The sequence below is a fragment of the Anabaena sphaerica FACHB-251 genome (assembly GCF_014696825.1).
GTDB lineage: Bacteria > Cyanobacteriota > Cyanobacteriia > Cyanobacteriales > Nostocaceae > RDYJ01.
In genome coordinates this window covers 103,138-127,443 of record NZ_JACJQU010000003.1, presented here as the reverse complement: position 1 = coordinate 127,443, position 24,306 = coordinate 103,138, and the positions used below count along the sequence as shown (strand labels likewise).

9 protein-coding genes are annotated in these 24,306 nt (G+C 37.1%); 4 read left to right on the top strand and 5 right to left on the bottom strand.

What is annotated here, in order from left to right:
- From H6G06_RS07665 to H6G06_RS07645, 5 genes are all read right to left on the bottom strand, one after another.
- On the bottom strand, positions 1 to 4,707 hold the full coding sequence (locus H6G06_RS07665) for a non-ribosomal peptide synthetase (protein ID WP_190558707.1): 4,707 nt from the start codon (positions 4,705 to 4,707) through the stop codon (positions 1 to 3).
- 6 nt (positions 4,708 to 4,713) lie between these two features.
- On the bottom strand, positions 4,714 to 5,802 hold the full coding sequence (locus H6G06_RS07660; protein WP_190558705.1) for an LLM class flavin-dependent oxidoreductase: 1,089 nt from the start codon (positions 5,800 to 5,802) through the stop codon (positions 4,714 to 4,716).
- A gap of 30 nt (positions 5,803 to 5,832) precedes the next feature.
- Positions 5,833 to 10,503 (bottom strand): type I polyketide synthase, encoded by a 4,671-nt coding sequence (locus H6G06_RS07655; protein ID WP_242039623.1) that lies wholly within the window; start codon positions 10,501 to 10,503, stop codon positions 5,833 to 5,835.
- A 110-nt stretch (positions 10,504 to 10,613) separates the two neighbouring features.
- Positions 10,614 to 11,864 (bottom strand): glycosyltransferase, encoded by a 1,251-nt coding sequence (locus H6G06_RS07650; protein ID WP_190558703.1) that lies wholly within the window; start codon positions 11,862 to 11,864, stop codon positions 10,614 to 10,616.
- A gap of 25 nt (positions 11,865 to 11,889) precedes the next feature.
- A complete protein-coding gene (locus H6G06_RS07645) occupies positions 11,890 to 17,220 on the bottom strand; it encodes a non-ribosomal peptide synthetase (protein ID WP_190558701.1) in 5,331 nt (1,776 codons plus the stop codon).
- A gap of 691 nt (positions 17,221 to 17,911) precedes the next feature.
- Here H6G06_RS07645 and H6G06_RS07640 point away from each other — a divergent pair.
- The 4 genes from H6G06_RS07640 (at position 17,912) to H6G06_RS07625 (ending at position 24,273) form a co-directional block, all read left to right on the top strand.
- Positions 17,912 to 20,887 carry a TonB-dependent siderophore receptor gene (locus H6G06_RS07640; protein WP_190558699.1) on the top strand — a complete coding sequence of 992 codons (2,976 nt, stop codon included), beginning with the start codon at positions 17,912 to 17,914 and terminating at the stop codon, positions 20,885 to 20,887.
- 23 nt (positions 20,888 to 20,910) lie between these two features.
- Complete coding sequence (locus H6G06_RS07635) at positions 20,911 to 21,918, top strand: iron-siderophore ABC transporter substrate-binding protein (protein WP_190558697.1); 1,008 nt, start codon at positions 20,911 to 20,913, stop codon at positions 21,916 to 21,918.
- A gap of 226 nt (positions 21,919 to 22,144) precedes the next feature.
- The gene (locus H6G06_RS07630) at positions 22,145 to 22,516 is read left to right on the top strand and encodes a DUF1636 family protein (protein WP_190558695.1); all 372 of its coding nucleotides are present in this window, start codon (positions 22,145 to 22,147) and stop codon (positions 22,514 to 22,516) included.
- Entirely contained in the window at positions 22,513 to 24,273 is a 1,761-nt protein-coding gene (locus H6G06_RS07625) for an ABC transporter ATP-binding protein (protein ID WP_190558693.1), read from the top strand. Before H6G06_RS07630 ends, H6G06_RS07625 begins: the two co-directional genes overlap by 4 nt.
- Positions 24,274 to 24,306 lie beyond the last annotated feature (33 nt).

Below are 24,306 nucleotides of genomic sequence, written 5' to 3'. Positions count from 1 at the left end.
TTAATTTTCGCCAGTAATTGCCTTGCGTTTTATTTTGCCTAATTTCTGAATCCGGTTTTTTTGTAATTCTTGATTTTGGCGAATTTGCTGTTGTTTTTCTGTTTCCTGTAATATTTTTACAAGTTGGTCAAGTTGAATATCAGGTTTTTCTAAAACAGTTAGGAGTAGTGTTTCTAAAACAACTGCCATACGGTTAATAGTAGTGGCATGAAATAAATCAGTTTTATATTCAAAGAAACCTTGTAACCCTTCGGGTGTTTCTGTTAATTGCAACTTTAAATCATGACGAACCGTGCCACTTTCGCTTTCTAAAATGCTCAGGTTTAAACCTGCTAATTTCAAATCTGATTTGGGTGTATTTTGGAGAACAAACCATACTTGAAATAGCGGTGAATAATTTAAAGTTCGTTCTAGTTGTAGTTCTGATACTAACTTTTCAAAAGGTAAATCTTGGTGTGCATAAGCTTCTAGAGCAGTTTCTTTTACCCGTTGTAATAACTCTCGAAAAGTAGGTTTATCAGCAAGGTTAGTCCGTAATACTAAAGTGTTGACGAAAAAGCCAATTAACCCTTCTAATTCATTGCGGTTACGGTTAGCAATAGGAGAACCTACAAGTATATCTTCTTGCTGTGTATAGTGGTAAAGCAAGGTATTAAAAGCTGTCAGCAGAGTCATAAATAAAGTAACTCCTTCTTGCTGACTGAGAGATTTTAGCTTATTAGATAGGGTTGAAGATAGGGTAAAAGAGTGTTTTTTACCTAAAGCAGTTTGTACTTGGGTGCGCGGGTTATCTGTTGGTAATTCTAAAATTATTTTAGCATTTTCTAACTGTTTTTTCCAGTAATTTAATTGATTATCAAGTCTTTCACCCTGTAACCATTGTTGTTGCCAAACTGCATAATCAGCGTATTGAATTGGTAATTCTGGTAGAGGATAAAGTTGACCAGTTGCAAAGGCTTGATAAAGTATTGATACCTCTTTAATTAACACTGCTGCTGACCAAGCATCAGAGATAATATGATGGTTTGTCACCAACAAAATGTGTTCTTCTTGGGTGAGACGTAATAACACAAACCGCAGTAATGGTGCTTGTGACAAATCAAAAGGTATCTGGGCATTTTCTACCTCTAACCTTTGCACTTCTTTTTCCCTTTCAATTTCTGGTAAGTGCTGTAAATCTACAATTGGTAAAGGTATTCTCAATTCAGAAATAATTTTTTGAATTGGTCTCCCTTCAAAAACTGCAAAGCACGTCCGTAAAATTTCATGTCGCCGCACAATTTCGTTAATGCTTTCTTCTAGTGCTGGAACATTTAATAATCCTTCCAGCCTCACCATATCATAACCATTATAGGCTGTTGATTCAGGGTCTAATTGATGAATAAACCACAATCTTTGCTGTCCAAAAGATAGAGATAATTCTGTATTTCTGTCAACAGGTATTAAAGGCAATGAATTTAATTCTGTTTTTTCATTAATTGCCTTTTCTATATGTTTGGCAAGTCCAGCTACTGTGGGTGTTGCAAATAAATAACATAGTGGTATTTCTACCCCTAATGCTTTTCGCACTTGGGAAATTACCTGAGTAGCTAATAAAGAATGTCCACCCAACTCAAAGAAATTGTCATGAATACCGACTTTGTTAATACCAAGTACCTCCATCCAAATTTCAGCCAGTTTATTTTCTATGGGAGTGGAAGCGGCGACAAAATGAGATGATTGTATAAGTTTTGTAGGGTCTGGTGCTGGTAAAGATGCTCTATCTATTTTGCCATTTGGTGTTAATGGCAGTGTCTCTAGAATCACAAAAGCAGAGGGTATCATGTAACCCGGTAGTTGCGATTCTAGAAAACGACGTAATTCTTCAATTGTTAATGAATGTTCTGGTTGTAAAGTTAGATAAGCTACTAAAGTTTTATTTCCTGGTGTATCTTCCCTTAAAACTACTATATTTGTCTGGATTGATAAATGTTGATTAATAATGGTTTCAATCTCTGATAATTCAATACGAAAACCGCGCATTTTTATTTGATAGTCAATGCGTCCTAAATATTCAATTTCTCCATTGGCAAGATAACGACCCAAGTCACCTGTTTTATATAATTTTTCTCCTGGGTTATCACTAAAAGGGTTAGCAATAAATTTTTCTTGAGTTAACTCTGGTCGGTTAAAATAACCCCGTGCGACACCAGCACCACCAATATATATTTCTCCAGTAACGCCTACAGGTACAGGTTGTAAAGATTTATCTAAAATATATATTTGGGTATTAGCCAGAGGACGACCGATAGGAATTGTTTGTTTAGGATCTTGAATTTGATGAATTGTAGACCAAATAGTTGTTTCAGTTGGTCCGTATAAATTCCAAAGTTGTGCAGATCGTGAGGATAATTTTTCAGCTAAATTCTGAGGTAAGGCTTCTCCACCACAAAGAACTTTTAACCGTGATTTTCCTTGCCAACCTGCATCTAATAACATTCGCCAAGTTGCAGGGGTAGCTTGCATGACAGTGGTAGAAGTATTATTTAATTGTTGTAATAACTGTATGCCATCTGTTGCTACTTCTCGACTGACTAAAATTAACTTAGCTCCTATTATTAAAGGCAGAAAAATTTCTAACCCAGCAATATCAAAAGATAGGGTAGTAACTGAAAGTAAACTATCTGCATGGGTTAAGTGTAATTCTTGCTGTATTGCAGTGAGAAAATTCACGACATTGCTGTGAATAATTTGTACACCTTTGGGTTTACCTGTAGAACCGGAGGTATAGATAGTGTAGATTAAATTATCTGATTTAACTTTAACCTTGGGGTTGGTTATTTCCTGGGTAGCGATATTTTCCCAGTCTTGATCTAAACAAATGATTTGAGCTTTGTGAGTAGAAAGACTCTCAATTAAATGTTTTTGAGATAGCAAAATTAGAGCTTGAGAGTCTTCCAACATTAAAGCTAAACGCTGTTGAGGAAATGCCGGATCTAGTGGGATGTATGCGCCTCCTGCTTTGAGAACTGCTAAAATAGCAATTATCATTTCAAGCGATCGCTCTACACAAATACCCACCAATACTTCTGGTTTTACTCCCAGTTTTTGCAAGTAGTGAGCAAGTTGATTTGCTTTGGTGTTGACTTCCTGATATGTTAATTGCTGATTGTCAAATACCACTGCTACAGCATCAGGGGTTTTCTCAACTTGAGCTTCAAATAATTGATGAATACATTGGTCTTGGGGATAATCAACTTGTGTATTATTCCACTCTTCTAATAATTGATAACGTTCGCTAGCAGTAAGCAATGGTAAGTCACACAAACTTTGTTGAGAATTTGCAACTACACCCTCTAATAAAGTCTGTAAATGTCCCACCATTCTATTAACAGTGTCAGCATGAAACAAGTCGGTGTTATATTCTAAAAATCCAATTAATTCTTGCTTTGTATCTTCCACATATAACGTCAAATCAAACTTAGCACTTCCGTTATCTATTATTAAGGGAGCTAAGGTTAAATTTGGCATTTGTAGAACTAACATTGGTGCATCTTGAAAAACAAACATCACCTGAAATAGAGGAGTGTGGCTTAATGTTCGTTCCGGTTGTAGTTCTTTAACTAGCTGTTCAAAGGGTAATTCTTGATGAGTATAAGCAGCTAAAGCTGTCTCGCGGACTCGTTTCACCAACTCTTTAAAACTCAATTCTCCAGATACATCAGTTCTGAGAACTAAAGTGTTAACGAAGCATCCCAGTAAATTCTCAATTTCACTGTGGGTTCGGTTTGCAACAGGTGTTCCAACTGATAAATCTGTTTGTCCTGTGTAACGGTAAAGTAAGGTTTTAAACGCTGCCAGCAATACCATAAACAGGGTAACGCCTTCCTGTTGACTAAAAGATTTGAGTGCATCTGTTAGTATTTGTGGAATTATAATAGTTGTACGCGCACCTTGAAAACTTTGCTGTGCAGGACGGGGATAATCTGTTGGTAAATTGAGAATCGGTGGCGCATCTTTAAGTTTTTGCTTCCAGTAATTAAGCTGATGGGATTTCTCCTGTAAATCTTGTTTTTGCCACCGTGCAAAATCCGCATATTGAATGGGTAATTCTGGCAATTTTGCCGGAATATTTTGACAGAAACCTTGGTATAGTGCTGCTAATTCTCGATAAAATATTTGCCATGACCAACCATCAGAAATAATATGATGCTTTGTGAGTAGCAGAATATGTTCTTGCTCACTGATACGAATTAGCATACCCCGAAACAGGGGTGCTTGGCTCAGGTCAAAAGCTTGACGAGCTTTTTCTGTGACAATTTGATTTACTTCTGTTTCTGAGTAGGTTGGTAATTCAATATTTGTTAGTTTAAATGTAACTTTAGGATCAATAATTTGTAAAGTTTGCTCATCTACAACTTGAAAGCTAGTACGAAGAATTTCGTGTCTTTTAATAATTTCATTAATACTTTTTTGTAAAGCTATAGTATTAAGCACACCTGTTAAATGCAACAAACTAGATTCATTATATAAAGGTGTATCTGGTTGTAGTTGATGCAGTAACCACAACCTCTCTTGACTTAACGATAAAGTTAAAATATCCGATGCTGTTCTTTTCGGAATTGATGTTGATTTTTTAATCTGTAAATTTTTTTGCTTCAGCCGCATTTCAAACAATGCTCGTTGTTCAGGGGATAAGGCGGCAATTCTTTCATTTATATCTTTCATAATGAATCACCCAAATAAGCTGAGACTGGAATATTTACTTGCGTCTTTTATTGACTGATAGTTTTGCTTAAAATCTGTTAATTTATTCAAGCTTGTCATTACCGTATCGAATTCCAATCCAAAATCAACCAGACAAGCTATTTCATCTACGCCCATTTCTGTTAAGCGAGCAATTGTTTGACGACAACTTTCTGGTGTACCAATTAACACTCTATCTTGTTGGAAATATCGCTCAAAAGCAAATTCTAAAAGCTGTTGTCGGTCTTCTTCTGTAAAACTTTCAGGATTGAATTGAAAATTGATGCGTTTAGCTAAGGTTTCAACTAAGCCAAAATGTGTTTTTAGATAATTACAAAAAGGTTGCTTTACTTGTTCCTTAACTAATTGTTCATTCTCTCCTATATAGGTGTGCATCATTAAAGAAACTTTGCAACTTTTGGGATCATGTCCATGTTCTGCCACAGTTCGACGATACAGGGATATTTGCTGGGCTAAATCATCAATAGTTGCATACAACAAAGAAGTTAAAACATTAGCACCTATTTTACCTGCACCAATAAATGTAGCATCTGCTTGACAAGTAACCCAAATTGGTACTTGAGGTTGTATCGGTCGAGGAAATGTTTTTACCTTAACTTTATTACCTGAACCATTAACAAATTCATTTTCTTTACCTTGCCAGAGTTTTTGTAAAATCTCGATGTCACGCCACATAACTTCTTTACGTTCAGTGTAATTTTCTGGACGTAATAAAAAATCATCGGCGTGCCAACCAGGTGCAAAACAAAGTCCAACTCTACCACCAGATAAATTATCAACTACTGCCCATTCTTCAGCAACTCTAACAGGATGTTGTAATGGCATGACAACACTACCTGATCTGAGTTGAATGTTCTTAGTTATCATTGCTAAAGCTGCACTAATTACCGAAGGATTTGGATACAAACCCCCGAAAGGATGAAAATGACGTTCGGGAGTCCATAGGGCTGTAAACCCATTTTGATCGGCAAATTTAGCTGTTTCTAGTAACAGTTTATATTTATCTAATTCTGTTGTTGAGCCGTCGCCGGAAAAGTAGAGGATGCTGAATTCCATATTTTTATGGCATACAAAATTAAAGTTGATTTAACTAACTGGTGATTCTTGAGCTATTTGTTTTTGGAGTTCTTCAAGGGAAAGATTTTCTACTTCTGCTAATAGTTTGGCGATTTCATCAAGTTCTTCTGATTGTGGTTGTTTTTCGACAATGACATTAGCTAATTCGCTAACTGTTGGCGCATCAAAAAGGAGAGTGCGTAGTGGTAATTCGACCTGAAAGGCTTCTCTGAGGCGAGAAATAGTTTGGACTGCTAATAAAGAATGTCCACCTAATTCAAAGAAGTTATCGTGAATTCCTACTTTCTCAATACCTATGAGTTCTTCCCAGATATTCGCAATAGTTTGTTCAATTTCGTTACGAGGATCTACATAAGTATTTTCTTGCAGAGTGCGTGAATATCTACTAGCAGATACTTGAACAGCATTTACTGGTTTTTGAGCAATTGATAAAGATAACACTAATTGGTTAAGCTGCTCAATTCCTGCTTGTAAATCTTGGGTGGAAACTATCACTTGTGGTAGTGAATTAGCTAAAATGCGGCTAAAGGCATCAATTCCTTCTGTAGGTAGAATAGCATTTTTTAAAGTTGTTTCGCGCCAGTTTTTGATTTCATTAGGAACATTAGTATTCACTGCCATGCCAACTTGTTGCCAGGCATCCCAGTTAATAGAAATTGTCAATCTGTTATTTGTTTCTGTATTCCAATGAGCAAAGGCATCTAAAAAGGTATTTGCAGCACAATAATCTACTTGTCCAAATCCTCCTTGAATTGAACTTAAGGATGAACAAAGAACTAAAAAGTCTAAATTCTGATTTTTGAGGACATTATTTAAAACTATTGTTCCTTGCACTTTAGGAGCAAAAACACTTTCGGCAATTGCTGGGGTTTTGAGTTGAATCATCCCAGCACCAGCCACACCCGCAGTATTGATGACACCGTGAATTGTACCAAAGCGTTCTAAAGATTGAGTAATAACATTCTGCATTTGCTGATCATTTGTCACATCAGCAGCAAGTATCAATACTTCCGCACCTAAAGCTTCTAATTCCTGAATTTTTTCGTTTTGCGATGTTAACGAACGTCCTAATAAAATCAGTTTAGCTTGTACAGTTTTGGCTAGGTATTTAGCTAAGGTTAAACCCATACCTCCCATACCACCTGTAATCAGGTAAACGCCGTTTTTTCGTAACCGAATTTTATCTTTGGTAGCTGGTTCTAGAGAAATAGGTTCAAAAGTTTGTACCCAACGGTAATCATTACGGTAAGCAATGATAGCATTTTGTGATTCTGCTGTTATTTCTCCCAGTAATTGCGCTATAAACTCTTCACTGGCTAATGTTGGTAGTACAATATCAATCAAACGACAATTTATATTCTGATATTCTTGGGGAATAACTTTACAAGCACCCAAGATAGTTGTTTTCTCAGGATATAATTCTTCATTTCCTGTGATATTATGCAGATGATTGGCAATCACAAACAGTTGAATTTCTTCACTTATCTGTTGTTGTCCAATAGCTTGCGCTAGATACACAAGACTGTAAAAACCTAAATTTTGAGTTGTTTCCCAAGATAAAGCTTGTGATTGGGTAACACTCCACAAATGAATTATTTGATTAGGTATTTTACCTTCTTCCTGTAACTGTCGCAGCAATTGATAATAATCATCTGCTTGTTTGGGGTTGATAGTGTAGGTACTGCTATCTAGTTGATTAAAGGCTTCTCCAACTTTGACAGTAATTACATCCTGTCCCAGTTCTTGAAATCTTTGCACAATTTTTGAACCAATGCCATATTCGTCTACAAAAATTAACGAGCAACCAGATGTAATATCTTTGGTTTTGATAATGGGGACTCGTTTCCAAGAAGGAATATAAAACCAATCAGTAATATTAGACTTTTTACCTAGCTTGTTTTCACCTTTACCAGATAATTGAGTTTGTACTTCTGGTTCAATCCAATAACGCTGACGTTCAAAGGGATAAGTTGGTAAAGGTACGCGATAACGTTGTTCATGGCTATAAAAACCAGACCAATTGATTTCAACTCCTGCTATCCACAACCGCCCTAAAATATTGAGCAAGAAATTAACATCTGATTTTTCTTCCTGGGGATGACGCAAAGAAGGTAAAACAACCTGTCCCGCTGCTTGTTGGGTATGTTGTTTAACTAGACTACATAAAGTTCTTCCTGGTCCTACTTCTAACAAAATGCTTTCATTTTTTTGTAATAAAACTGATAAACCAGCAGAAAAATTGACTGTTTCTCGTAAATGCTGCGCCCAATAATCAGAAGATATTGCTTGTTCTGGTAAAATCCAATTCCCCGTTAAATTAGAAATAAAAGGAATTTGGGGAGAATTAAGTTTTACTTTTTTCACTTCCGCAATAAATGGTTCTAACATTTCTTCCATCATGGAGGAGTGAAAAGCATGGGAGGTATGTAAACGACGAGATTCTATTTTTAATGCAGTTAGTTTTTCCTGAAATTCATCTATAGCTTGATTAGTTCCTGAAACTACACACAAAGAAGGTGCATTAATAGCTGCTAAATCTAAATTTTCACCTAGTAAATTTTTAATTTCTTTTGCTGATGCAGAAACAGAAAGCATTGCACCTGGTGACATTTGCTGCATCAATTTTCCTCGCACAGCAACCAAAGCTAAGGCATTTTCTAAAGACATGACACCAGCTAAACAAGCGGCTACATATTCACCAATACTATGACCAATAATTGCTTGAGGAGAAATACCCCAAGACATCCACAATTTAGCTAACGCATATTCAATTACAAACAATGCTGGTTGTGCTAAGGATGTTTGTTTTAAGTGTTCTGTTGCTGCTTGTTTTTCAAATTCTTGAGGATAAATAACCGAGCGTAAATCTAAACCTAAATACGGTTCGAGTAGTAGACAACAATTATCAACCTGTTCCCTAAATGTCGGCTCAGTTTGATAAAGTTCCTTACCCATGTCCACATATTGAGCGCCCTGTCCAGGAAACATGAAAGTAATAGCCCGTTTTGTAGGTTCTTCAAAATGAGTTAATACCTGTTGATTATCAGGATTTTCTAGGGTATTTATTGCCTCTTGAATGTTTTGACAAACTACAAACCGACGATAATTAAAAACACTTCTCCCTACTTGCAATGTATAAGCTACATCTGACAAATTCAACTCAAAATATTCGTGAATTGATGTAGATATAATACCTGCTTCCTTTTCTTCCTTTGCGCCTTTGCGTCTTTGCGTGAGCTTTTCGCCTTTAAGATATTGAACTAAATTTTGAGTAGCAGTTTCTAAAGCTGAATCAGTTTTAGCAGAAAGTACCAACAATTGATAATTTCTACCCTGCTCCCTTGCTCCCCTGCTCCCCTGCTCTCTTAAAGAGGGTGCTTCTTCCAAGATCACATGAGCATTAGTCCCACCAATACCTAAAGAACTAACTCCAGCACGTCGGGGTATATGATTTGTATTCCATTCTGTCAATTTAGTATTGACATAAAAAGGACTATTTACAAAATCAATTTCTGGGTTAGGTTGTTCAAAATTTAAGCTAGGAGGAATTAATTTATGTTGCAAAGCCAAAGCGGTTTTTATTAAACCTGTAACCCCAGCAGCAGCGTCTAAATGTCCAATATTTGTTTTGACAGAACCAATAGCACAGAAAGCTTTTTTGTCTGTCTCTGCACGAAAAACATTTGTTAATGCAGATATCTCTATGGGGTCGCCTAAAGCTGTTCCTGTACCGTGAGTTTCAATATAAGTAATGGTTTCCGGTTCTATGTCTGCTAAAGCTATGGCTTCTGCGATCGCCTCTGCTTGTCCATTTACACTCGGTGCAGTGTAACCAACTTTACCAGAACCATCGTTATTGATAGCACTGCCTTTGATGACTGCATAGATATGATCACCGTCTGCGATCGCATCCGCTAACCTTTTTAACAACACGATTCCCACACCATTACCAATAACCGTTCCTTTGGCTTTAGCATCAAAAGCGCGACAATGGCCATCAGGTGATAAAATACCTCCTTCTTGGTGTAAATACCCGGTTTTTTGGGGTACACGCACCGAAGCACCACCAGCTAAAGCCATATCACATTGGTAATTCAACAAACTTTGGCAAGCTAAAGCAGTGGCAACTAAAGAAGTAGAACAAGCGGTTTGTACTGTGAGACTAGGACCAGTTAAATTTAATTTATAGGAAACGCGAGTAGACAAAAAATCTTTATCATTACCAATTAATTTCTGGAAGCTATTAGCTGAACCAATTTGATCAGTATTTAACTGAAAAGATGAATAATTATTTAAACTAGCACCAGCATAAACTCCAATTCTGCTTTCGCATCTTTGCACATCATAACCCGCATTTTCTAAAGCTTCCCAAGCACATTCTAAAAATAACCGATGTTGCGGATCAGTCATTTCTGCTTCTTTGGGGTTAAAACTAAAGAAACCTGCATCAAATAAATCAATATCTTCTAAAACAGACCCTACTTTTATATAGTTAGGATTGTCAAGTAATGATGAATCTACTCCCTCAGCAGTTAATTCTTCATCACTGAATTGAGAAATTGCCTCAACTCCATCACATAAATTTTGCCAAAATTCAGTTATATTTTTTGCGCCTGGAAACCGCCCAGAAATTCCGATAATAGCTATTCCTTCCATTGATTCATAGATTTCCATAGACATTACTTTATTCCTCTCTACTACATTTGCTTGATTTATTTATCAATATATGTCTATAAATTGTCAGATAACATAACAAAAATCCATTAAATATGAATATTATATAGACCATTTTAATGAATTCCCAAGTAATGCTGAATGAGTTCCACTGCCGTTGGAACACCATCCTCTGCCTGAATAGATTTACTCATTTCCATTACCTTATTTTGAATAACTTTGTCATTAACGACAGCTTTAATTGCTACAGCTAATTTTTCAGGTGTTAAATTCTTAAAGTGCAACGGCTGTGAACCTATCCCTAAATCAGATATCCGATAACTCCAGAAAAAATTGTCATAATTGTAGGGAACAATAATGTTAGGAACACCAGCACCTAAAGCAGCTGCAACAGTACCACAACCACCATGATGGACAACTGCTGCCATTTGAGGAAATAACCAATCAAAGGGTACCCATTCTATTGGGAAGACTTCATCTGGTAAATCAAATTCATTGGTTAAATCATCTCCCATTAATACAATCCCTCTTTGTCCAGAAAGCGCCAGTGCTTCTAAAGATAATTTCATCAGTGCCTTTTGATCCCAACCTGCTTTATAGCCAAAACCAATATAAACAGGTGGCGAGTCGGCAGCTATAAAATCAACTAAGTCTTGAGGTGGTTGCCAATTTTTTGGTTTATCTAGAAACCAATAACCTGTAACATTTACCCAATCTGGCCAATCAAAAGGTTTAGGTACAAAAGCAGGACTATAACCATAAATAAATGGTATTTTAGCCTTGCACATTCGACTTAATGGATCTGCAAATCGAGACACAGGAGGTAACTGCAAAATTTCCTGTCGCCATTGATTAATTGGTTTTTGAATATATTGCCATAACAGTTGATTAAAAAAAGTGTAAGTTAGCCAGTTATAAGTTCCTCCAAACTGCCAATTAGTGGGAGTAAAGTGATTAGAAAATGCACGAGTTGGATGCAGAGGTACAACACAAGCTGCATATCCAGGTATACCTAATTTTTCCAACAATTCAAAAGCAGCAAATGCGGGCGGTGAAAATATGATTGCTTCTGCACCGGAACAAACATCTTTTAGTATAGGCAAAAAGCTTTCTTCTACTGGTTGTAAAACATAATTATAATATTCCGCAATAACAAAAGGATTTTGATGCGAACCAACCAAGAAATCTTTATACCACGCCTTACAATCGACAGGAATAAACTCTAAACCCCATTGAGTAACTAAATCTTTAGCATAAATTGTAGTAGCTATTTTTACTAAATGACCAGCCCGTTGCAATCCCAATCCTAAAGCTATATAAGGTATTAGATCGCCATCCGAACCCCATGTTAAAATTGTAATATTCATAATTTGTATTTCATGACGAATCAAATTAATTAAACTGTTTGCGTTGCTTCATTAATAATTGATTGCGTTGGCTCAGAGCTTCTTTTTGTTTACCAACTCTTTCGCGCATTTTTCCTAAAGTTGCTGGTGCTTCTGCCTTTTTGCTTAAATGTTCCGCCAAAGACTTAATAGTGGGATTTTGAAAAATTTCTACAACTGATAAATCCCGGTGCAAAATTTCTCTGAGTTTATTGTTTAGCTGTACAACTAACAAAGAATGTCCACCCAGGTCAAAGAAATTATCATTAACACCAACTTTCTCTAATTGTAATACCTGTTGCCAAACTTTAGCAATTGATTTTTCTACATCAGATTCAGGAGCTTGATAATTATTGGCTAATTCTGGACGTAAATTATCCGGTGCTGGTAAAGCTCGACGGTCTACTTTGCCATTAGGTGTCAACGGTAATGCTTCTAAAACTAGAAACGCAGAAGGAAGCATATATTCCGGCAGTTTTTCTTTGAGAAAATGCCTTAATTCATTCACAGAAAAGTCAGCCTTTTGATCAGGAACTATGTAGGCAAGCAAACGACGATCATTTGATATGTCTTCCCTAACTAAAAGCACCGTTTCTCTGACTCTTGGGTATTGACTCAGTATTGCCTCAATCTCTCCCAACTCGATGCGGAAACCACGAATTTTGACTTGATTATCAATCCGACCTAAGTATTCTAATTCACCATTTGGTAAATATCGTGCCAAATCTCCAGTACGATAAAGCCGCGTTCCAGGTACAAATGGGTTAGAAATAAATCGCTGCTGTGTGAGTTCTTGGCGATTTAAATAACCCCGCGCCAAACCAGCACCACCAACGTACATTTCACCTGGAACTCCCATTGGTACAAGTTGCTGATATCGGTCTAGTAGATAAACTTGCAAGTCAGGAATGGGATTACCAATCACACTTCCTTGCGCCTGAGTTATATCTGTACAAGTTAATGAGCGGTAAGTAACGTGTACGGTTGTTTCTGTAATACCGTACATATTGACTAACGCTGGTGACTTATCTCCATACTGCTCAAACCACGGCTGCAAACTTTGCAGTTCTAAAGCCTCACCACCAAAAATTACATATCTGAGATGTTGTAATTTTTTAGCAGTCTCCACAGATTTATCAACCTGTATTAATTGTCTGAAAGCTGAGGGAGTTTGGTTAAGAACTTTCACCTTGTGTTCAGACAATAACTCATAGAAAGCTTGGGGAGAGCGACTGACTTCATAGGAAACAACAACTAAACAACCACCATACAGCAAAGCACCCCAAATTTCCCACACTGAGAAGTCGAAAGCAATAGAGTGGAATAAAGTCCACACATCCTGCTGATTGAACTTAAACCAGGCATCAGTTCCAGCAAACAAGCGCACAACGTTAGCGTGATTGACTAAAACGCCTTTGGGTTTACCTGTTGAACCGGAAGTGTAAATAATATACGCCAAGGATGCAGGTGTAGTATTACTTGTGGCATTCACTTGACTTTGTTGACAGATACTTTCCCAATCAGTATCTAGGCAGATTAATTCTGTTGTATCTGTGGTTAATTTATGGCTTTGTTTTTGTTGAGTGAGGACGAATTTTAACTGAGCATCTTTTAGGACGAAACTAAGACGATCAATTGGGTACGTAGGGTCTAATGGCACATAAGCCGCACCCGCTTTTAATATTCCCAAAATCCCTACTACCATTTCTAGAGAGCGTTCCACACAAATACCTACCAAGGTATCTGGTTTCACGCCTAAACTTTGCAGGTAATGTGCTAGTTGATTAGCTTTTTTGTTTAATTCCTGATAGGTAAGTTGTTGATTCTCAAATACTACTGCTACAGCATCCGGTGTCTTTTCTACCTGTGCTTCAAATAGTTGATGAATACAAGCAAATTCAGGATATTCAACTTGAGTATTATTCCACTCTACTAACAATGTTTGACGTTCAGGAGGTGTCAAAATTGGTAACTCGGAAATATACTGATTAACATTCTTCACTATACCTTCTAGCAAAGTTTGAAAATGTCCGCTCATTCTGCTAATGGTATCAGCGTTAAATAAATCAGTATTATATTCCAGAGTTCCTGTTAATCCTTCCTCACTTTCAATCATTGATAGCAGGAGATCAAACTTAGCTGTTTCTGTCTCCAATTCCTCAGTTTTCCAAATTGCATCTGCATCAGCATTCTGAAGTACAAACATTACTTGGAACAGTGGGTTATAGCTCAAATCCCGATTTGGCTGTAAGGCTTCTACTAACTTTTCAAAAGGTAAATCTTGATGAGTATATGCCTCAATCGCGGTTTTTCTGACTCGTGCTAACAATTCTTTAAAGCTGGGATTTCCTGATAAATTTGTCCGCAATACTAAAGTATTGACAAAACAGCCAATTAACTGTTCTATTTCAGCACGGTTACGGTTAGCAATTGGTGAACCAACAAGAATATCTTCTTGACCTGTGTAGCGGTATAATAAAGTTTGAAATGTCGCTAACAAGGTCATGAATAAAGTAGCATCTTCTCCTTTGCTTAACTGTTTAATTTCTTCAGTTAAGTTTTTGGGAATTACAAACTTCTGTTGCGCTCCTTTAAAAGTTTGTATAGGTGGTCTAGTTCTGTCTTTAGGTAGTTGTAAAATAGGTAAATTACCGCTTAACTGTTGTTGCCAATAACCTAAATGCTGTTCTAAAACTTTTCTTTGTAAATAATTGCGTTGCCAATACACAAAATCACTATATTGCAAAGACAATTCTGATAAAGGAGAAGGTTGACCAGCACATAAAGCCTGATAAATAGTTGATAGTTCCTTAACTAAAATATTGATTGACAAACCATCACCAACTAAGTGATGTAATGTCAATATTAATATTGACTTTTCTGGGTTTAATTTTAGCAGTTTTGCTCGTAATAACGGCGCTGTTCCTAAATCAAAAGATGACTGAGCTTCTTGTAAAGATAATGTTTTAACCTCAATCTCTTGCTGTTGCTGGTCAAGATGCTGTAAATCGACTTGCAGTACAGTGAAATTAACAACATCGACAACTTTCTGAACAGGTTCACCATCTACTAATGCAAAGCTGGTGCGTAAAATTTCATGTCTTTGAATAATAGCATTAAGACTATTAACCAAAGCCGAAAAATTCAAACTTCCAGGAATATGAACCGCTACAGGAATATTATAGGTAGCTGTTCCCGGTTGCAGTTGATTAATAAACCATAATTGTTGTTGAGTAAAGGTTAGTGGATATTGATGAGTATTTCTCTCAACTTTAGAAATAGGCAAGTATACATGAGTACGGTTGCTATTAATTTGGTCTAGTATGTTGTTTATCAACTCAGCAATACCAGCACCATCAAATAATTCAGCTACAGATATAGCTACCTTAAAATCAACTTCTATGCGATTTTTTAACTCAAATACTTTCAGAGAATCTAAACCTAAACTACTCAAAGGTTTTTGAAAAGCTACCTGTTCAGGTTTGACCCTCAAAACCCTAGCTACTAATTTTTGTAAGTGAGAATTTAATAGTTGTTGTCTTTGTTCTGGTGCTACTGCTAGTAATTCGCTGCGTGTGAGAACTTCCTCTGCTTCTGTTGTTTGGCTAATTTCCAGAATGCTGCTACCAACAATTTCTAATGTATCTTCTAAAAATCTGGCTTTTGTAGCACGACGTTGAATTTTGCCACTGGATGTTTTAGGAATAGTACCAGCTTTGATTAAGACAACTGCATAAACTTGTATTTCATGTTCTTCTGTAATTGCTTTTCTAATAGCAGCGGTCACTTCTTCTATATTTGGTTTAGCACGAAATTCTAATTCTTGAACTACTACTAACTGTTCTTCTTTTTCTACCTCCACCGCAAAAGCAGCAACGCTTCCTGCACGCAACATTTGATGACTGCGTTCTGCTGTGAGTTCAATATCTTGGGGGTAAAGGTTACGACCTCTGATAATAATTAAATCTTTTGCTCGTCCAGTAATGAAGAGTTCACCATCATGCAGAAATCCTAAATCTCCAGTCCGCAAAAATGGACCGGCTCCCGTATCTTGCAGATATGCGTGGAATGTTTGCTCTGTTTCCTCTGGATGGTTCCAGTAACCATGACCAATACTCGGACCTGATACCCAGATTTCCCCAATTTCATCGCTTGCACAACAGGTTAAGGTGTCTGGGTTAGCAATAACAATTTGTTGTTGCGGTACAACTTGACCACAGCTAACTATTTGAATGCCGTTATCTGCGTTAGCAGCATCATCAATTACATGATTGCATTCTAAAGCGGTTTTTTGTAATGTCTTAGTTCTGACTAACGCAGATTTAACGCTACCAGAAACCATTAAGGTTGCTTCTGCCATGCCATAGCAAGGATAAAAAGCTTCTGGACGAAAACCGCATTCAGCAAAGGTCTGAGCAAATCGTTCTAGACTTTCCTGACGAATTGGTTCAGCACCGTTAAAAGCAACAGTCCAACTACTTAAATCTAGTGTTGACCGTTGTTCTGGGGTGATTTTTTCAATACATAGCTCGTAGGCAAAGTTAGGAGCGCCACTGGTAGTTCCTCTATAATCAGAAATTGTTTTTAACCACCGATAGGGACGTTGCAGAAAGGATGCGGGTGGCATCATGATACAAGGAAAACCACCATACAAAGGTTGCAGTATACCGCCAATCAATCCCATGTCATGATAAGCAGGTAGCCAAGTAATAAATTGACTACTAGCTGTATGTTCCATGTATTGGCGGGTAACTTCAGCATTGTGTAACAAATTACCATGACTGAGCATTACACCTTTAGGTGTGCCAGTAGAACCAGAAGTATATTGTAAAAAGGCTAGAGTTTCTAGATTAATTACAGGTTCTTGCCAATCTGCTTCTATGCCGAGATCAAGGTTATCGGTGGTCAGCCAATGAATATTATCTGTATCAAATTTATCTTTAAGTAAAGTTTGCACCTGTGACAATATTCCTGATGTGGTCAGGATAACTGCGGCTTGTGCATCTTTTAAAATTGCTAAAATTCTCGGTGTATTGCGGTGGTTGCGTGGTGGATAAGCGGGAACTGCTACCACTCCAGCATACAAACAACCGAAGAAAGCAGCTAGGTAATCTAGTCCTGGTGGGTACAGGAGTAACGCACGTTCACCAGTTAATTTTAATGCCTGTAATTGAACAGCGATTGCTCTACTTTGACAGTCCAAATCTGCATAAGTCCAAGACTTTCCCTGTGCTTCTCCATCTGGCAGAAAAGTAAAAGCCTCAGTATTTAGTTGTTCCAAAGACCTGTAACGCAGTAACTCTACAAGCGTAGAAAAATCATTAACAGATTGAGTCATTTTACTTTCTCAGCCTCGATGCACACAAGAAAATTGAATTGAAGCAAGTTGAAAAACCTTAACAAAGAGCTAACGCCCCAGTGCGGACCTGTCAGTTTGCAGGTATTAGCAACGTCTCATTTGCTTGCGTCTAGTTAGTCACTGGCTTCCAGTTAGCAAGCAATTATTGCTATTTATTTTCAATTACCCAATTCACCTTATAGCAATTAGTTGAAAATTACAATCATTAACTTATTAATAAAATTTATCACTATTTTGGCTATACATAAGTTTTTTGCACCCTCCTGAATTACCGCTTAAGGTAGATGACAAACTCTAATATCACAGTATGATGAATTAAAAGTTACAATCCAAAATTCTATATAATCGCCTAAAAGCCTTATAAATCAGTATTTTAGTCCAAAATTCATCCAGTCCATAGCGTCCCCTTAAGTCATTAAATCTATAGACAGTCTGAAAAAATACTTGCTTTGTCAAAATCTTTATGATAATACTTCTTAATAGCGATTACCCTAAATGCAAATAAATAGCAGTTAGTTAGTGAAAATAATTCTGTATAAGAGGTAAACTACTATCAACAAAGTTTTGCGTCACAGTTTAGCTGTGAAGGTTTCTGCATAGATGTGGAAACGCACAACTACAACACTTAGGGAAAATTCTGTTTACAGGTGTAGGGGAAGGAGTAACGGAAATGAAGTTTGAGTTAATGAATGAGATACGTTTAGTAGGATTAGCACTAGCTGTTATCGGCAGCTTAGTACAACCAGCCTATGCAGAACAGCAAACAAAAGAAAAATCTAGCGTTGAAGACAAAGAACATTATTCAAGTAGTGCAGCGCAATTACTAGCACAAAAAGGCAATACGTCAGTTGCAAAAATTACAGGTATTAAAGTTAATACCACTGATAAAGGCATTGAAGTAATTTTACAAAGTCCTAATATAGAAGCACTCAAGCCAGTTAATAAAAGCCAAGGCAGCAATTTTATAGTAGAGATACCCAAAACAGTCCTATCACTAGGTACACAAAACAGTTTTAACCAAAAAAATCCAGTTGCAGGTATTACCAATGTTAGTGTTACCCAAACAAACGCTAACACCGTCCAACTAACAGTTACAGGTGAAAAAGGTGTACCAACCGCAGAATTATTTGATGGTGATGAAGGCTTAATTTTTGAACTTGCACCCGTCGTATCTGCTACCACTCCAACACAGCAAAGTCAAACATTAGTTAAAATTAGTGAAGTTAAATTTAACACCACTAGCAATGGATTAGAAATCATCTTAGCTACTCAAGAAGGTGACAAATTACAAGTATCATCGAAAAAAGATGGTAACACATTCATTGTAGATATTCCCTCAGCCCAACTCAGTCTACCCAATGGTGATACAGTTAGCCAAAAACAACCGACTGCTGGAATTAGCGACATTACAGTTAGTAACTTTAATACCAACACCATTAGATTTACTGTTACAGGAACAGATAATACACCCAAAGTAGAACTATTTGATAGTGACGAAGGTTTAATTTTTGGTGTTGCCTCAACTGCATCCACTTCTCAAACAGAAACACCTACAACTCAACCAGAAACCGAATCCACACCAACCCCCCAGTCAGAAAATCAAACTCAACCCGAACAACCAACAGCCCAGAGTGATCAACCTATTGAATTGATAGTTACAGGTGAACAAGATAGATATCGCGTAATTGATGCTACCACTGCCACTAGAACTGATACAGCACTCAGGGATACCCCTCAATCAATACAAGTAGTTCCTGAACAAGTATTAAAAGACCAACAAGCCATTAGACTGAATGATGCAGTTCGTAACGTCAGTGGAGTTAACACTGGTGATACTTTTGGTGGTACAAAAGATAATTTTGTAATTCGTGGTTTTTCCAGTTCTTTTGGTGGCAACATTCTCACTAATGGCTTGGGTAGTAATGGCTTTGCCACTGGTTTTAATGAAACTGCCAATTTAGAGCGGGTAGAAGTTCTCAAAGGTCCAGCTTCAGTTTTGTACGGTAATCTAGAACCAGGAGGAGTAATTAACTTAGTTACCAAAAAACCCCTGTTTCAACCATTTTACTCTGCTGAATTCCAAGTCGGAAATCACTCATTTTATCGTGGGGCAATAGATATTTCTAGTCCTTTAAATGTAGAAAAAACAGCCAGCTATAGATTGAATGCTGCTTACGAAAACTCAGGAACTTTCCGTAATTTTGACCAACGGATTGAACGCACATTCTTAGCACCTGTGGTTAGTTTACAACTAGGTAAACAAACAGATTTAACTTTGGAATTTAGTTATTTGAATGATGAAAGACCTTTTGATAGGGGTCTGATAGCTATTGGTAATAAAGTTGTTGATGTTCCCTACAACCGAATTTTTGGTGAACCAGATGATGTGAGTAAGGTAGAAGAAATTAGTGCCAGCTATCTGTTAGAACATCGGTTTAATGAAAATTTAAAACTACGCAATACATTTAGATTCCTATCAACTGATACTTTTGACTATCGTGCAGATCAATTAGGATTAGATGAGGAAACGGGAGAGGTAACCAGAAATTTCCGATCCAATGACGATATTGCTAGAAAATATGCCTTCCAAACTGATTTAACCAGTAAGTTCAAAACAGGTTCTATAGCACATACTCTTTTGTTTGGCGTTGACTTTGCCAACAGAACATCAGAAGGAACTCAAAGACGATTACCTGCGGGCTTGACTCCCAGCATTAATATTTTTAACCCAATCTATAACCAAATAGCTAGACCGTCTCTTTCAGAACTGACAAATGTAGTTCGGGACAGTAAAGATACCAGCAGTTCTTTAGGGTTATTTTTACAAGATCAAATTTCCTTAACTGACAATTTCAAATTAGTGGTAGGTGGAAGGTTTGATTTTGTAGACCAAGAAAGCAGATTTAACGATGAAACTTCCAACCAATACGATACGGCTTTTACGCCCCGTGTTGGTTTAGTGTACCAACCTATTAAACCCATCTCACTTTATACCAGCTATAGTCAATCATTTCAACCCAATTTTGCGACAAGGGCTGATGGTTCTTTATTAGATCCCGAACGTGGTACACAGTATGAAGCGGGCATTCGTGGAGAATTTTTAGATAGCAAATTGGTAACTAATTTAGCTATTTATCAAATTACTAAATCTAATGTGGCTACTGTAGATCCAAACAATACAGGCTTTAGTATTGCTGTGGGAGAGCAGAAAAGTACAGGTATTGAACTTGATGTAACTGGGCAAATTCTTCCTGGTTGGAATATTATCGCTTCCTATGCCTATACTGATGCTAAAGTCACCACAAGTAACGAAGGACTAAAAGGCAATAGATTGGCCAATGTTCCCTATAATTCTGCCAGCCTTTGGACTACTTATGAATTTCAAAAAGGTAACTTGCAAGGATTAGGATTGGGACTAGGAGCGTTTTTTGTAGGTGAACGTCAAGGTGATCTAGAAAATACTTTCCAACTACCTAGCTATGTACGTACAGATGCAGCCATTTTTTACCAGAGAAATAATTGGCGAGCGGCTCTAAATTTCAAAAATCTTTTTGATATTAATTACATCCGTTCAGCCGAATATAGAGAAGCTATTGCCCCCGGTGATCCTTTCACAGTTGTTGGTTCAATTGCTGTAGAGTTTTAAGGAAATTTCAGGTATATTCCATCATGAATGACAGTGATATGAAAATCAAAAGCTTAACTCACTGGTGGCGATTTGTGTTCACAATATTGTGTACTCTAATCGTAACCGTCGCTTGTCATTATGGTGGTTCTATACCTGTTAATCACCAAATTACAAATACAGCTTGTCGTCAAGTAGAACACGCTGCGGGTATCAGCTGTATTCCAGATAAATTAGAGAGAGTTGTGACGTTAGATCCAGCTTCCTTGGAAAATGCGATCGCACTAGGTATTAAACCTGTTGGTAGTGTAATCTCAGATTTTTCATCATATTTACAAGACCAGTTGATAGGAATGAAAAACATTGGGCAAATTGGTGAACCTAATTTAGAAAGTATTCTTGTGCTTAAACCTGATTTAATTTTAGGACTTGACTATCAACAATACATTTATTCTCTTAGTTTAAAAATTGCTCCTACAATTTTGTTAAAATTTGAAAATAGTAGTCAATGGAAAGAGGTATTTACAAATTTTAGCTTGGCTTTAGGTAGGCAGGAAGTTGGTAAAAGAGTGATAAAAAATTATTACCGTCGTCTTGCAGAATTTAAGCAGAAAATGGGTGATAATTTATCAAAAATTAAAGTTTCTGTAGTGAGAATTTATCCTAATAATATTAACATTTATTTACTTGATTCTTTCTGTGGAACTGTTTTGCAAGATGCCGGATTATCACGTTCAGAATCCCAAAATATTGCTGCATCAGAGGCTAAAAAATTATTTGGTAATTCAGTTCAAGTTTCTATTGGTAATGAATTAATTGAAAAAGCAGACGGTGATGTTATATTTGTCTGGACAGGTGAAAATACGAGTCAAGAGAATGAAACAGCCAACAAGAAATTAGAGCAACTTAAATCAAATCCCCTATGGAAAAATTTAAAAGCTGTAAAAGAAAATAAAGTTTATTTAGTTCCAAGTTATTGGATTGGTAGTAGTATTTTAGCTGCAAATGCAATTTTGGATGACTTATTTAAGTATCTAATTAACACGCCTTGAATTTTATGGAGTTAGTGATAATTATGCTAATTTATCGCTTAATAATTTATAATTGTAATAGGAGTTAAAAGTGAGATTTTTAATAATTTACACAAAATCAGTCATTGAAAATTTAACATTGGTAATATACAGATTTAACTAAATTATCCAATATTCTCACCAGAGATTCCTGATGAATGAATTATAAAAAGAATTAGTTAAAGTAGTTTTTAGTAACTCATCAGTTATGACACCTCATACCTTATTTGTTTGTAAATCTTGTAGTGCTATTTTTGGTCACGATGAAGAAGATGAACGTGCTGAAGGAAACCAACTATTGATTAAGATTCTGGAAGCTCAAAAAAACAATTCAGTTTACAACAATATCAATATTCAGCCTGAGGAGTGTTTGTGGACTTGCGATCGCTCTTGTGTTGTGACATTTGTTTGTCCCCAAAAATATACATATCACTTTGTTAAGTTGACAGAAGAAAACATCAATGAATTGTTGCAATTTAGCCAAATGTATCACGATAGTAAAGATGGATATGTGTTACCCCCCAAAATGCCAGGAAAATTGCGATCGCATCTCTTAGTACGCATCCCTCCTACACCATGAAAATCGGACTACAGCAATACTGGAACTTACTTGTAGAATATCTCAAACCCCAAAAAGGAAGGGTTTTAAAATTTGCGATCGCGCTCCTGGCCAGCATCGGATTAAAATTAGTCAATCCCCAAATTCTGCGTTACTTCATTGATACGGCTGTTGCTGGTGGTTCAGGGCAGAACTTACTCATATCCGCCTTACTATTTTTAGGTGTAGCTTTAGTCACCCAACTGATCACAATTGCTGCTACCTACTACGGTGAAAACGTCGCCTGGAGAGCCACCAACGCCTTACGCGCTGACTTAGTTGAACATTGCTTAAAACTAGATTTATCCTTTCATAAATTCTCGACACCTGGTGAATTACTAGAGAGAGTAGACGGTGATGTTCACACTCTGTCGCAATTCTTCTCCAAATTCACCGTTTACATCTTGGGCAATTTGCTGTTGATGTCAGGTGTGATTGTAGTTCTATTTGCCGAAGATTGGCGTGCTGGTTTGGCGATCGCATTTTTTAGCCTAACAGCATTATCTACTTTAATCCGTCTACGTTCCATAGCCGTACCTTATTGGCAAACTTATCGCCAAATTAGTGCTGATTTTTTCGGTTTCGTAGGTGAACAACTCGCCGGTATGGAAGACGTGCGAGCGAATGGAGCTAAAAGCTATGTGATGCAACGCTTCCACAAAATTTTGCAAGGCTGGCTACCCATCTTTCATAAAGCCCGCTTTGCCAGTACAATTCTGTGGGGTACAACGAACGGTATTTTTACTTTAGGAACTGCGATCGCTTTAAGCGTCGGTGCTTACCTTTGGAGTCAGAATATTATCACTATCGGTACGGTATATATACTTTACTACTACACCAACTTACTCAGCGAACCAATTGAGCAAATTCGCAACCAATTTGAAGAACTCCAACAAGCAGAAGCCAGTATTTACCGCATTCAAGATTTACTGCAAGTAAAATCCCAACTCAGTGCAGGAGGCGAACAACGACTTCCTCAAGGCGCACTCTCCGTAACCTTTGATCACCTTTGGTTTAGCTACAATGATCGGAAATCGGGAGAAGGTGATTTGGTACTGCAAGACATATCCTTTCATTTACCTGCTGGACAACTATTAGGTTTATTAGGACGGACAGGTAGCGGTAAATCTTCTCTCGCGCGCTTATTACTGAGATTGTATGACCCAAAATCAGGCTCAATTCACTTGGGAGGCTTACCAATTAACCAGACTTACTCAACAGATTTACCCCAAAAAATCGGATTAGTCACCCAGGATGTACAACTGTTTCAAACAACAGTGCGTAATAACCTGACCTTTTTTAACCAGGACATTAGCGACGAACGCATCTATGAAACCTTAGAAATATTAGGATTATCAGAATGGTTGCATTCATTACCTCAAGGCTTAGATACAAACTTGGGACCAGATAGTAGCGGATTATCTGCCGGACAAGCGCAGTTACTCGCATTTACGCGCGTGTTTCTCAAAGATCCTGGTTTAGTGATATTAGATGAAGCCTCTTCACGCCTCGATCCCATTACCGAAAAACTGATTGAAACAGCAGTTGATAAATTACTAACTGGACGTACAGGCATAATTATTGCCCATCGTTTAGCCACCGTACAAAAAGCAAATCAAATCTTAATTTTAGAACAAGGTCGAATTAGTGAATATGGTCAACGCGAAGAATTAATTAAAAATCCCAAATCGCGTTTTGCCCAGTTATTACAAACTGGCTGCTCCGATTTATTAATCTAAAAAGATGAAACTAACTCAATCTTATATAAGCAA